Annotated in this window: 13 protein-coding genes; 12 read left to right on the top strand and 1 reads right to left on the bottom strand. The window is 53.9% G+C overall.

Annotated elements, in window-relative coordinates; translation table 11 throughout:
• Positions 1 to 62: 62 nt before the first annotated feature.
• Entirely contained in the window at positions 63 to 1,763 is a 1,701-nt protein-coding gene (gene dld / locus AC07WB_RS08805) for a D-lactate dehydrogenase (RefSeq protein ID WP_494940340.1), read from the bottom strand.
• Positions 1,764 to 2,198: 435 nt separating this feature from the next.
• On the opposite strand from dld, the gene AC07WB_RS08810 reads away from it, so the two are divergent.
• The 12 genes from AC07WB_RS08810 to AC07WB_RS08865 all read left to right on the top strand — a co-directional run bounded on the left by AC07WB_RS08810 (position 2,199) and on the right by AC07WB_RS08865 (position 11,842).
• Positions 2,199 to 3,179, top strand: a complete 981-nt coding sequence (locus AC07WB_RS08810; protein ID WP_345826762.1) for a 6-phosphofructokinase — start codon at positions 2,199 to 2,201, stop codon at positions 3,177 to 3,179.
• Between the two features lie 10 nt (positions 3,180 to 3,189).
• Positions 3,190 to 3,504, top strand: coding sequence for a PTS sugar transporter subunit IIB (locus AC07WB_RS08815; RefSeq protein ID WP_034827292.1), 315 nt, complete (start codon positions 3,190 to 3,192; stop codon positions 3,502 to 3,504).
• Complete coding sequence (locus AC07WB_RS08820) at positions 3,497 to 4,870, top strand: PTS sugar transporter subunit IIC (protein ID WP_097097429.1); 1,374 nt, start codon at positions 3,497 to 3,499, stop codon at positions 4,868 to 4,870. Before AC07WB_RS08815 ends, AC07WB_RS08820 begins: the two co-directional genes overlap by 8 nt.
• The gene (locus AC07WB_RS08825; RefSeq protein ID WP_494940341.1) at positions 4,857 to 5,699 is read left to right on the top strand and encodes a class II fructose-bisphosphate aldolase; all 843 of its coding nucleotides are present in this window, start codon (positions 4,857 to 4,859) and stop codon (positions 5,697 to 5,699) included. The genes AC07WB_RS08820 and AC07WB_RS08825 overlap by 14 nt, the downstream gene beginning before the upstream one ends.
• Before the next feature lie 62 nt (positions 5,700 to 5,761).
• Positions 5,762 to 6,031 carry a hypothetical protein gene (locus AC07WB_RS08830; RefSeq protein ID WP_097097427.1) on the top strand — a complete coding sequence of 90 codons (270 nt, stop codon included), beginning with the start codon at positions 5,762 to 5,764 and terminating at the stop codon, positions 6,029 to 6,031.
• Positions 6,032 to 6,040: 9 nt separating this feature from the next.
• A complete protein-coding gene (locus tag AC07WB_RS08835) occupies positions 6,041 to 6,478 on the top strand; it encodes a PTS sugar transporter subunit IIA (protein WP_345826761.1) in 438 nt (145 codons plus the stop codon).
• Positions 6,475 to 7,059 (top strand): P-loop nucleotide/nucleoside kinase family protein, encoded by a 585-nt coding sequence (locus tag AC07WB_RS08840; protein ID WP_400455693.1) that lies wholly within the window; start codon positions 6,475 to 6,477, stop codon positions 7,057 to 7,059. Before AC07WB_RS08835 ends, AC07WB_RS08840 begins: the two co-directional genes overlap by 4 nt.
• 162 nt (positions 7,060 to 7,221) lie before the next feature.
• Positions 7,222 to 8,016, top strand: coding sequence for an SDR family NAD(P)-dependent oxidoreductase (locus tag AC07WB_RS08845; RefSeq protein ID WP_494940342.1), 795 nt, complete (start codon positions 7,222 to 7,224; stop codon positions 8,014 to 8,016).
• Between the two features lie 203 nt (positions 8,017 to 8,219).
• Positions 8,220 to 8,576: a hypothetical protein gene (locus AC07WB_RS08850; protein WP_494940343.1), complete on the top strand. Its 357-nt coding sequence runs from the start codon at positions 8,220 to 8,222 to the stop codon at positions 8,574 to 8,576.
• Between the two features lie 49 nt (positions 8,577 to 8,625).
• Positions 8,626 to 10,626: a protein-disulfide reductase DsbD family protein gene (locus AC07WB_RS08855; RefSeq protein WP_494940344.1), complete on the top strand. Its 2,001-nt coding sequence runs from the start codon at positions 8,626 to 8,628 to the stop codon at positions 10,624 to 10,626.
• Positions 10,626 to 11,348: a DsbA family protein gene (locus AC07WB_RS08860; protein ID WP_494940345.1), complete on the top strand. Its 723-nt coding sequence runs from the start codon at positions 10,626 to 10,628 to the stop codon at positions 11,346 to 11,348. Before AC07WB_RS08855 ends, AC07WB_RS08860 begins: the two co-directional genes overlap by 1 nt.
• Positions 11,345 to 11,842 carry a protein disulfide oxidoreductase gene (locus AC07WB_RS08865; protein ID WP_097097421.1) on the top strand — a complete coding sequence of 166 codons (498 nt, stop codon included), beginning with the start codon at positions 11,345 to 11,347 and terminating at the stop codon, positions 11,840 to 11,842. The genes AC07WB_RS08860 and AC07WB_RS08865 overlap by 4 nt, the downstream gene beginning before the upstream one ends.
• Positions 11,843 to 11,862 lie beyond the last annotated feature (20 nt).

The following is an 11,862-nucleotide window of genomic DNA, read 5'->3' on the forward strand; positions in this document are numbered from 1 at the left end:
ACCCTACGAAATCCCGCTAAATAACCGTAGGGTCGCCCTTTATGGCGACCTGGCTACCGATGCTACATTTCCCGCCAAAACTTCTTCTTGCTGGTTTTGCCAATCCCCGGATTACAGCTGTTGGTGGGATCGAGCTGCTTCCAGTGATCCACATGCTCGCATGAAGCCTGATAGAGGTGTCCAACGTTGTGCTCGGCGGGATATTTAGCCCCGCGCTGCTCCAGATACCGCTTCACCTCTTCCTTAAACGCTTTGGCGTCGTAGCCCGGTTTCAGTACATAATCCTGATGATTCACGAAACAGAAGAAATGCCCGCAGCATGAATCGACCTGCACCTGTGCCGCCAGGTGATCCGGTAGCGTCAGGCGCCACGCATCATCATTACGACGCAGCGCCACGTCAAAGGCGACCAACCGCTCGTTAGGGTTATAACCCAGCGCATCGCAGTAGGAAATGGTGCAGCCGCCAACGCCAAAACGTACCAGGAAGGCATCTGCCGCTTCACGTGCATCGCAATGGAAAAAGCCGCCCTGATGAGCCGCAAAGAATGCCTGCAACAGAACGTGTAACTCAGCGCTTTGCTGAGACTCAACTTTGATCATCAAATGGTGTTGATACTCGCTGCGGTAATCCATAATGCGCGGCGCGATAAAGCTCGGTGTGAGCTGATTAAAGCATTGCAGCATCCGATCAACAAAATTGCGCGGCAGGCATTTCAAATGGCTGATGCGCACATCCCATTTGGCTTTATTCGCCATCATTTGCGGAATGGCCTGCGGGCCGAATTTACGTATCGCCAGATACATATGTTTGGCGTAGCGCACCGTCAAATCAAAGGCGTTACGATGGATATATTCCGCCTGTAACGGCAGCTCGCTCATGCGGGTCAACAGATAGCGACGCAGTTCCACCAGCACATGCTCATCGTTGGTACCGATGTAAAAGGTATCGCTACCGGTGCTGGCCTCAAAGGTGGGCAAACGCACGGCAAACACCACCACTTTACCGGCGCTGCCGGAACTGTCGTGCAGATAACGGAGATCGCCATTAAAACGTGCCGGGGAATCAGCGGTGACATCACGCAGGCGATCGGCATAATCTTCGGCCCAAATCTTTCCCTGCCAGTCGGGTTGTTCACCGGTTTGATACTGTTGCTGCGTCAGTGCTTCCAGCATGGCCTCTGGCGTTTCGCCCAGCGCAATACCGAGATGATTAACCATTTCTAAGCGGCCATCGTCATGGATGCGCGCGAACAGGGACTTTTCAGTAAAGGCCGGGCCGCGACGAATCAGTGATCCGCCGGAGTTATTACAAATCCCGCCCACCACTGACGCGCCGATGCAGGATGAGCCAATCACAGAATGCGGTTCACGCCCCAAAGGCTGTAAGGTCTGTTCCAGTTCAGTGAGGGTGGTACCTGGGAAGGCAATGACCTGACGCGCCTGATCAATGACCTGCACACCTTTTAACTGGCGGGTGCTGATGATCACCACATCGCGATCGTAATCGTTGCCGTCGGGCGTTGATCCGCCGGTAACGCCGGTATTTGAGGCTTGCATAAGCACAATGGCGTCATGGGCGACGCAAACCTGCAGTGTCTGCCATAGCTGCAGCAGGGTTTGCGGTAACACCACCGCCAGCGCTTCGCCACGCCCCACACGGAAGCCTTTTATGTACCAGGCTTTATCATCGGCATGGGTTAATAACTGTTTCTCACCCACCACGTCAGCCAGGTGACGCAACATCTCCTGCGGAATACTCATCTTCTCTCTTCTTCGCTAATTATTTGCATTCATATTGGACAAGTGCAGCAGCATTGAGTCAATCATTGACTGGCACGGATGCGGAAATAACGCACGTAATCATTATCCCTTTAACTTTCACGGAATAAACGCGCGTAATCGATAAAAATGCGCGGGAAATCACAAAATAGAGTGAAAGAAAAAGAGCGTCAGTAAAGATATTAAGGGCAGCGGGGCGCAAAGATAAATGTAAATATAACCTTATGATTTAAATGAATAATTCATATTTTAATCAGAATTGGCAATGTGATTTTAATCACAAAAAAGACTCATCAAAACCCTGTGTCAACGATCTCTGGCAGCAAATTCATGGCAAAAGTGTGACATTCGTTGCAAATAGCACTGCGGTTAATCGGAAGAATGAATATCAGACGCACAGCATGAAGGATGATGGCAATGAGAATTGGCATGGTGATCAGCGGTGGAGATGTTACCGGGATTAATAACTTTGTTTATCAAATATCCCGTCTGACAAAAGCGGAAATGGTGTTATTCAATGGCGGCATTCCTGGTTTACTGGAAAACAATCACCGGGAAATATCCCAACGTGATTTAGTCGATTACGCCATCGCTTCAATTCCGGTAATGCAGTCAGGAAGAACGACAAGGAAATTAATTCGCCCGGAATATGAAATCATTGCTAAACACCTCAAGTCGCTGCGAATTGACGTAGTAATTATGGCGGGAGGTGACGGTTCATTACAATTTTTGCACACGCTGAGCGAATTTGGCGTCAACTGTTTTGGCGTGGGTATGACTATCGATAATGACGTCTTTGGCAGTGACTACAGTATTGGTTTCTCCACTGCCTGCGAGCAGGTATTAAAAGAGGTGGCAAAATTACGCAATACCGGCCGCGCGTTAACCGGCCGCGTATTCATGGTGGAGCTGCTCGGCGGCTATTGTGGTGAATTAACGTTACAGTCGGCGATCAAGTCCAATGCGGATTTTGCGCTGATTCCTGAATGCCAGATTGCACCGCAGGAACTGGCCGAGCGCATCACACAGCGGCTGGCCGCGCAGAACAGCGTGATTATATTGTGCTCGGAAGGCTATACCCGTGAATATTCACCGGGCTTTCAGGGCGCCATCGATACCTTAATAAAACAAATTGAACCGCTGATTGGCGTACGTATTCGTAAAACTATTATCGGTTATGGCCTGCGAAATGGCGATCCCACCTGTGAAGAGATTTATCAGGGCACCATTATGGCCAGTGAAGTCGCGCGTTGTATTCAGTCGGGAATGCGCAATAAAGCGGTCATTATTAATGGCAGTAATCGACCGATTCCGATTGATTTGATAAGCATGAAAAAACGCCTGGTCGATACTGAAGGGCATCATTATAAACTCGCTAAACAACTGCAAATTCTGTGAGGAAATAGCCATGCTGAAAATATTATGTGTCTGTGGATGCGGTCTTGGATCGAGTTTCGCAATCGAGATGAGCGCTAAGTCGGTATTAAAGAAGCTCGAAATCGAAGCCGATATTGATCACACCACTATTTCTGAAGCCAACGCCTTTAAATCCGACATGATTTTAACTCAGAAAGCGTTTGCTGATGTGTTAAATGCCGATGCCAGCCCGGAGCAAATTAAGCGGGTGATTATTCTCAACAAGCTGACTGATAAAGCGGAAATTGAAGAAAAAATCGTGGCGTTTATGAAAGAACGTAACTTAAAGGTTGCTAATCATGAATAGTGTGATCGACTTCCTGGTAAAAGATCTATTAGGGCAGGCGTCAATACTGATTGCCTTTATCGCCCTGATTGGTCTGCTACTGCAAAAAAAATCGGCGGGCAAGGTGGTGGAAGGCACCTTTAAAACCCTGCTCGGTTTCTTAATTATGATGGCCGGTATCAACATTATTGTCGGTACCTTAACTTTCCTGAACACCATTTTCACCCACGGTTTTGGCATGCAGGGTTATATCACCGACGTTGCCGCCATCGCCGGGTTAGCGAACCGCGAGCTGGGTTCAGAAGTGGCGCTGACGCTGTTGGTGATCTTTATCGTCAACATCATTATCGCGCGCCTGACACCGTTCAAATACATCTTCCTTACCGGTCAGGCGCTGCTGTGGATGGCGACGATTGGTGCGGTGATTGGCTATAAAGCGGGGCTAACAGGCTTACCTCTGATCCTTACCGGCGGCATCTTTGGCGGCATTATGGCGGTTGTCATGCCTGCGCTAGCCCAACCGGTGGTGCGCCGCATCACCGACTCCGACGACGTGGCGCTCGGACATTTCTGCACCATCGGCTATCTGCTGACGGCGGCGGTGGCGAAGGTGGTCGGCAAAGGCTCGCGCTCTACCGAAGATCTCAAACTGCCCGACAACTTTAAATTCCTGCAGGATACCTACCTGTCGATGGCCGTGGTGATGGTGCCGATGTACCTGATTCCTGCGGTTGCCGCCGGTCCGGAATTTATCGGCCAGTACAGCAACGGCATGAACTACCTGATGTATGCCTTTATGCAGTCAATTCAGTTCGTGTGCGGCGTGTTCGTGCTGTACAGCGGCGTGCGTCTGCTGCTGAATGAATTGGTGCCGGCTTTCCGCGGTATTGCCATGCGCCTGGTTCCCGATGCCAAACCTGCGCTCGATTGCCCGGTGATGTTCCCCTATGCCCCAAATGCGGTGATCGTCGGCTTCCTCGCCACCACCCTGGGTTCGGTGGTTGGCATGCTGGTGTTCCCGATGTTTGGTCTGGCGATGATTCTGCCAGGGCTGCTGACCAACTTCTTTGCCGGTGGCACCGCAGGGGTGTTTGGCAATGCGCTGGGTGGACGTCGTGGTGCGATGATCGGCGGCTTCGTTCACGGTTTATTCATTACCTTCCTGCCGGCGATTCTGGTGCCGATGCTGGAAAGCTATGGTTTCACCGGCGTGACCTTCAGTGATTCGGATGTCATCAGTACCGGGCTGGTGCTCGGCCACGCGTTCCAGAATAACTGGCTGTTCGTCGCCCTGTTTATTGTCTTTATTACGCTTCTCGCCTGGTTTGTTAACGGAAAATCCACGAAATCTAAATCCCATGAGGAAAAGCTCCATGAAACTTTATAATTTTACCGATCTGTTACAGGTGGCAAAAGAACGTGAATTTAAAGCGCTCGGTTCCTTTAATTTACACTGTCTGGAAATGCTGCCGGCCTTTTTTAGCGCGGCAGAGAAAACCAATAGCCCATTAATGATTCAGATATCTACCGGTACCGCGAAATATCTCGGACATAAATTATTGGTGGATGCGATTCGCTCATTATCAGAGAGCCGCAATGTCCCGACCTGTTTACACCTCGATCACTGTTCCGATTTATCGGCGATTCAAACTGCGCTGGATGCTGGCTTCAGCTCTATTATGTATGACGGCTCACATTTACCGATTGAAGAAAATATTGCCAATACGCGTCGTGTTATTGATATGGCGCGTCCGCTGGATGTCTCAGTCGAAGCGGAGTTGGGTGCGATTGGCGGTTCAGAAGACGGCAAAGTCGTCGCCATGAGCGAAACAGCTTTCACCACGGTCGATGACGCTAAGCGCTTTGTGGAAGAAACCGGTGTGGATATGCTGGCCATCTCCATTGGTACCGTACACGGCTTGTATACCGGTAAAGCGCACATTCAGCATCAGCGCCTCGCCGAAATCACTGACGCCACGAAAACACCGCTGGTGCTGCACGGCGGCACGGGGGTGAGCGATGAAGATATGCGGCTGGCGGTGCGCAGCGGTATTGAGAAAGTGAACGTCGGAACTGAGATGAACGTGCAATGGGTAGCGAACTGCAAACAGACATTCGAAAAAGGCAAAGTTAACGACAGCGTACGTAATTTCCTTGTACCGGCTAACGATGCCGTAACCAATGTTCTGGTAGAAAAGATTCAGCTGTTCCGCTAATAGTTTATCACTTATGACGTAATAACCTGAGGTGCCCGGCGCCATTCGGGGCAGGAGACGCTATGTTTGGATTCTTGAAAAAGGGCTTGGAAAATAAGAGCCAGGATTCACAGGAAATAGATCTTCAGGCTGAAGCGATCAGCGGTAAAATAAACGAACTGGAACAACAGTTGGCGAATAATCCGCAGGCGAAAGATACGCAAAAGCAATTAATGCTGGAATATAACCGCGCATTAACGCTTTTTGCTAAAAGCCACCGCTTCCGTCAGGAAATTGATCCGCTGTTCGTTAAAATTGATGAACTGCGTAATACCATTCGCAAATCCTTTTAAGGAGGCAGTATGAGCATTAAACAGCTGCTGCAGGAAGCGAGTGCGATTCAGGTCGGAATCAGCGCCATGGACTGGCGCGAGGTGATCGCGCTGGCCGCGCTGCCGCTGGTCAACGGCGGCTACATCAAGGCCAGCTATCCGGAAGCGGTTATCGCCAACACGCTGGAGCACGGCGCTTATTACGTGTTTGAGGAGGGCATTGCCATTCCTCATGCACGGCCGGAAACCGGCGTGTTGAAAGACTGTTTCAGCATGATCGTACTGGATGAGCCGATTTCGTTTGATGGCAGCGATAAAGCCGACATCGTGATTATGTTCGGTGCGCGTGACAGCAACGCCCATATTGAAGAGGGCATCCGCGCGATTGTCACGCTGCTGGAAGATGAAGAGACGCTGGTGCGCCTGCGCAACGCCAGCAGCGCTGCGGAGGTGATAGATATCCTATGACAACCCATAGCGAAGAGAAAATTGTCGTGCTGGTAAACGGCATTCCCGCCTCCGGCAAAAGCACGCTGACCCGCGCACTGGCAGAGCAGTTTGGCTTTCCGGTATTAACGCTGGATGGTCTGAAAGAACCGTTTATGGCCAGCTTTGCACCGGTGGATCGGCAGCGCAATCGACAATTGGGCTGTGCGGCCTATCAGGCGATCTGGAACGTGGTGGCGCAGGCGCCGACGCGCTGCATCTACATAATTGACGCCTGGTTTGGCTTTCAGCCGCGTGAAGTACTGCAGCAAGGATTGCAAAAGGCGAACGTGACGCGGGTGCTGGAGCTGTGGCTGGCGATTACGCCGGATGATGCGGTAACGCGTTATCAGTCGCGTTTGACGGATCGTATGCCCGGGCATCCGGGGGCGGAGTATCTACCGGAACTGCGCAAGCTTGCGGAAACCGCTCAGCCGATGGGGCTGGGTCCGGTTTTGCAACTGGATGCGCGCGATCCGGACGAAGCAGCGGCTTTTGCCTGGCTGCAACGCCAGCTGCGAGTGCCCATCGCTGCCCAGCCTGCTTTATCAGCATCAGGTTAAATTCCTGTCTGCAACAGGCAAAAGGAGAGGCCTGAACAGCTGCCATTAGACGAAAATTCAGCGCGTGTTTTGCCGTGTCTTTCGATTAATCGCATGTTTCGTCAATGCGTGTCGCTGAGCTTCTACCAGGCTTTTGTGATTACGCTCACAGAGGAAACCTTCATGAATATCGATTTACACGGGAAAACAGCGCTGGTCACCGCATCCACCGGCGGCATAGGTTTTGCCATCGCACAAGGTCTGGCCGCCAGCGGCGCGGAAGTGGTCCTGAACGGACGCAGTGAAGCATCGGTCAGCCGTGCACGCGAGAAGCTCAACGGCCTGGTGGCGGGCGCAAAAATCCATACCGTTATCGCCGACCTCGGCAGTGCGCAGGGTGTCAGGCAACTGCTTAACGGCTTGCCGCCGATCGATATTCTGGTGAATAACGCCGGTATTTACGGACCGCAGGATTTCTTTGAGGTGGATGACGAAACCTGGGATGCCTACTGGCAAACCAATGTGATGTCAGGTGTACGCTTGTCGCGCGCGTTGTTGCCGGAGATGGTGAAACGCGGCTGGGGACGGGTAGTGTTTATCTCTTCTGAATCGGCGCTCAACATTCCCGCCGATATGCTGCATTACGGCGTCAGTAAAACGGCGCAGCTGTCGCTGGCGCGTGGTCTGGCAAAAGTGGCGGCGGGCAGTGGGGTGACGGTGAATAGCGTGCTGCCGGGACCAACGCTTTCCGACGGTTTTGCCGCCATGATGGAAGAAGAAGTGAAACGCACTGGTAAGCCGCTGGAAGTTTTAGCGAAAGAGTTTGTGATGACGCAGCGCCCGAGTTCGGTGATTCAGCGTGCTGCCACGGTGGAAGAGGTCGCGAATATGGTGGTGTACGTCTGTTCAAAACAGGCATCGGCAACCTCCGGTGCAGCACTGCGCGTGGATGGCGGCGTAGTGGATGATATTGTTTAGCCAGATGGCATAATTGAGGTCGCCATGAATGGCGACCCGACGGTGGATCGTGCGGTGTTTAGGTTGCTCGTCACGTAGGGTGGGCATTCATGCCCACCGTCTCAATAACGCTTCGCACAACAAAGACAAAAGTTTACACTGCAAAGCTTGGTGTTTCTGCTGTCGATGCTTAAAATGCCCGCACTTTTCTCTGAGGCTGCGGCATGACGATATCGCTATCACGCGCAAAATGGATTCTGGCACTGGTTTGTCTGGTGCTGGCATTTTGTCTCGTCCAGCGCAGCTTCAATTTGCCCTCCGCGCCGTTCCCGCAGATCAACGCCTCCGGGCAAACTCAATGTGTTGATGATGCCAGCGGCAGCGAAAAGCCCTGTGCACTGAGCGCGAAATCCCTCGGCGGCACGGCACCGCTCCTTGATACTGCATTGCCCTTTCTGCTGTTGCTATTAGCGTTAATGGCTAGCTTTACGCCAGCCATGAAGTCTGTCGGCTATCACCGCACACTACTGTTTCCACCGCTGCGACGGCGGCATCTCACCTTCTGTGTCTTCCGGGAATAACACGACGCGCTGCATCGCGTAAACCCTGTTATTTACTGGAGATATCAACATGTACTTATTAATCAGGAGCCTGCTGCTTCTGCTGGCGAGCTGTGCGATGACCGCGCAGGCCGCCGATTCCGGCTGGCTGCGCAATGCGCAAAATAGCCACGCCGAGGTGCGCCTGCGCAGCGCCAGCTTCAACGACAAGCAGCAACTGCTGCTGGATATTCGTCTGCAACCCGGCTGGAAAACCTACTGGCGCACCCCTGGCGAAGGCGGCGTCGCGCCGGAAATCCGCTGGCAAACGCCGGAGGTCAACGCGCGATGGTTTTGGCCAGCGCCCGAGCGTTTTGACGTTAGCGGTTTGACCACGCAAGGCTACAAAGGCGATATTACGCTGCCCATCGAACTGGCAACATTGTCGAGCCAACGGCTTGCAGGTACGCTGACGCTCTCGACCTGCAGCGATGTCTGCATTCTGACCGATTTCCCATTCAGTCTCGATCTCACCCGACCTGCGGATGTCAATTTTGCCCGCGATTATGCCGAAGCGATGGGGCAAATTCCCGCCGCAGGCGGATTAACCGATCGGCTCGACGCCAGCTTTGTTAACGGCGAACTGCAAATTCGCGCCCAGCGCCAGGATGGCTGGCAAAAACCGGCGCTGTTCTTTGACTATCCGCCGGGCAGCATGCTGGCAGCACCCAGCATCAGCGTTAGCGGTGACACACTCAGCGCGCGGGTGGCGGTGACCGACGAATGGGGCGAAGCGGCACCGGACTTGCGCGGCAAAACGCTGTCGCTGGTGGTAGCCGATGGCGGTATCGCGCAGCAAAGCTCAGTGACGATTGGCGCTGAAAGCCTGGTTTCGGGCGGGGCAGCGTCGACCTTGTGGTCCGTTGTGCTGCTGGCGCTGCTCGGCGGATTGATCCTCAACCTGATGCCCTGCGTGTTGCCGGTGCTGGCGATAAAGCTCAGCAGCCTGGTGCAACAGCAGGGGCAAACACAGCGTCAAACGCGCCAGCAGTTCCTTGCCTCCAGCGCTGGCATCATCTTCTCTTTCCTGCTACTGGCATTACTGATGACCGGGCTGCGGCTAAGCGGCCAAGCACTTGGCTGGGGCATCCAGTTCCAGAGCAGCGGTTTCCTGCTGGTGATGGTGCTGGTAATGTTCCTGTTCAGCGCCAGCCTGTTTGATTTGCTGCACTTCCGCTTGCCGTCGGGCCTCAATACCAAACTGGCGACACGGGGCAGTGATGGTCTGCTCGGACACTTCGGGCAGGGCGCGTTTGCCACCTTATTGGCTACACCGTGCAGCGCACCGTTCCTTGGTACCGCTGTCGCCTATGCGCTGACTGCACCGCTGTCGCAGCTGTGGCTACTGTTTGTGGCGCTTGGCGTGGGCATGAGTTTGCCATGGCTGCTGGTGGCCGCGCTGCCGGGTATGGCGCGTTGTTTACCGCGTCCCGGGCGCTGGATGGTGTATCTGCGCAGCGTACTCGGCTTGTTTATGCTGCTTGCCACCTTCTGGCTGGTCACGCTGCTCATACCTCACTGGGGCGCGACCTTTGCGCTGATGCTGGCGCTCACGCTGCTGGTGGTGCTTTGCATCTGGCTCGTGAAACAGCAGGCGCTCCAACAGGCTGGCGTCGTGCTCATCACGCTTACGCTGGCAGGCGCGCTGTTCCTGATGACGCGTATTGAGCCGGAAGAGGATTCGCTGCACTGGCTGCCGCTGACAGAAGCGGCGCTCAATCAAGCACTTGAGCAGGATAAACGCGTGTTTATTGATGTCACTGCTGATTGGTGTATCACCTGCAAAGTGAACAAATCCCGCGTGCTGAATCAGCCTGATGTGCGTGCTGCGCTAAAAGCCGACGACGTGGTACTGCTGCGCGGCGACTGGACACAACCCGATGCGGCGATTGGTGAATTCCTGCACCGCCGCGATCGTGTCGCCATCCCATTTAACCAGATTTATGGCCCGGCGCTGCCGCAAGGCCAGATTTTGTCACCGCTGCTGACTCGTGAAGCGGTGATTTCAACACTCTCTGAGGCGAAAAAATAATGAAGAAATCCCTGTTACTGCCACTGATGCTCCTTGCCATGCCCGCACTTGCTGCTACGCCGTTTACCCCAGAACAGGAAGCGCGCATTAAAGAGCTGATTCGAGAGACGCTGGTGCAAAACCCGGCGATTCTGGCCGAAGCGGCCGACGCCTTGGACAAAGAAGCCGCGCGCCAGCAGCAAAGCGTGGTGGCGCAGATGGTGGAGAAAAACCGCGATGTGCTGTTCAACGATGCCGCTTCACCGCGCATTGGCGCTGAAAAGCCCGCGCTGACGTTGGTGTACTTCACCGATTACAACTGTGTGTTCTGTAAGAAATTTGAAGCAGATATTGAAAAGCTGATCAAAAACTATCCGCAGGTAGCGGTGGTGATTAAACCGCTGCCGTATCGTGCCGAAACCTCGCTGACCTCAGCACGACTGGCGCTCACCGTTTGGGAGCAGCAGCCTAAAAACTTTCTTAAGCTGCATGAGCGTTTGATGGCTAAAAAGGGCAATCACGATGCGGCCAGTATTGAAGCTGCACTGGAAAAAACCGGCATCACCTTGAAAGAGCCCAGCAAAGCCAGTCTTGACACCATTAACAGCAATCTGACGCTGGCACAGCAGCTTGGCGTCCAGGGGACGCCAGCAACGCTAGTGGGCGATCAGATGATCAGCGGTGCGGTCCCTTATGAACAGCTGGAAGCGGCAGTGAAAGGCGCGCTGCAGGCGAAGAAATGAGTCGCCTGAAGCGCTGGCTACGTGAAGCGCTATTGCTGGTCCTCATTGCCGGAGCGGTACTGTGGGGCATGGATTGGTGGCGTGCGCCGCAACTGCCTGCGGATTTGGCGCAACAGCCGCTGACTTCGCTACAAGGTGACGTCAATCTCGCTGAAATGAGTCAGCATCAGCCGGTGTTGGTTTACGTCTGGGCGACGTGGTGTGGTGTGTGCAAACTCACCACGCCAACCGTGGCGGCGCTCAGCCAGCAGGGAGTAAAGGTGGTCAGCGTGGCGCTGCGCTCCGGCAGCGATGCGCGCGTTGCCACCTGGCTTGAGAAGAAAGGGGTGCACGGTGTGGCGATCAATGATGAAAACGGAGCGCTAGGTCAGCGCTGGGATATCAACGCAACGCCGACCTTTATCGTGTTACACCAGGGAAAAGTCGTTAGCACCAGCAGCGGCTGGACCAGCGGTTGGGGATTGAAACTGCGCCTGTGGTGGGCATCCCGATAAGGTCACTGGCGGCACATGCT

It is taken from the genome of Pantoea sp. GW821-FHT03E06 (assembly GCF_059420725.1).

Excerpts from the sequence above, each read along its gene's own strand:
- AC07WB_RS08840 (WP_400455693.1), top strand. The coding sequence starts at position 6,475 with ATGACAACCCATAGCGAAGAGAAAATTGTCGTGCTGGTAAACGGCATT.
- AC07WB_RS08830 (WP_097097427.1), top strand. The coding sequence starts at position 5,762 with ATGTTTGGATTCTTGAAAAAGGGCTTGGAAAATAAGAGCCAGGATTCA.
- AC07WB_RS08850 (WP_494940343.1), top strand. The coding sequence starts at position 8,220 with ATGACGATATCGCTATCACGCGCAAAATGGATTCTGGCACTGGTTTGT.
- AC07WB_RS08845 (WP_494940342.1), top strand. The coding sequence starts at position 7,222 with ATGAATATCGATTTACACGGGAAAACAGCGCTGGTCACCGCATCCACC.
- AC07WB_RS08865 (WP_097097421.1), top strand. The coding sequence starts at position 11,345 with ATGAGTCGCCTGAAGCGCTGGCTACGTGAAGCGCTATTGCTGGTCCTC.
- AC07WB_RS08815 (WP_034827292.1), top strand. The coding sequence starts at position 3,190 with ATGCTGAAAATATTATGTGTCTGTGGATGCGGTCTTGGATCGAGTTTC.
- AC07WB_RS08820 (WP_097097429.1), top strand. The coding sequence starts at position 3,497 with ATGAATAGTGTGATCGACTTCCTGGTAAAAGATCTATTAGGGCAGGCG.
- dld (WP_494940340.1), bottom strand. The coding sequence starts at position 1,763 with ATGAGTATTCCGCAGGAGATGTTGCGTCACCTGGCTGACGTGGTGGGT.
- AC07WB_RS08825 (WP_494940341.1), top strand. The coding sequence starts at position 4,857 with ATGAAACTTTATAATTTTACCGATCTGTTACAGGTGGCAAAAGAACGT.
- AC07WB_RS08860 (WP_494940345.1), top strand. The coding sequence starts at position 10,626 with ATGAAGAAATCCCTGTTACTGCCACTGATGCTCCTTGCCATGCCCGCA.
- AC07WB_RS08835 (WP_345826761.1), top strand. The coding sequence starts at position 6,041 with ATGAGCATTAAACAGCTGCTGCAGGAAGCGAGTGCGATTCAGGTCGGA.
- AC07WB_RS08855 (WP_494940344.1), top strand. The coding sequence starts at position 8,626 with ATGTACTTATTAATCAGGAGCCTGCTGCTTCTGCTGGCGAGCTGTGCG.
- AC07WB_RS08810 (WP_345826762.1), top strand. The coding sequence starts at position 2,199 with ATGAGAATTGGCATGGTGATCAGCGGTGGAGATGTTACCGGGATTAAT.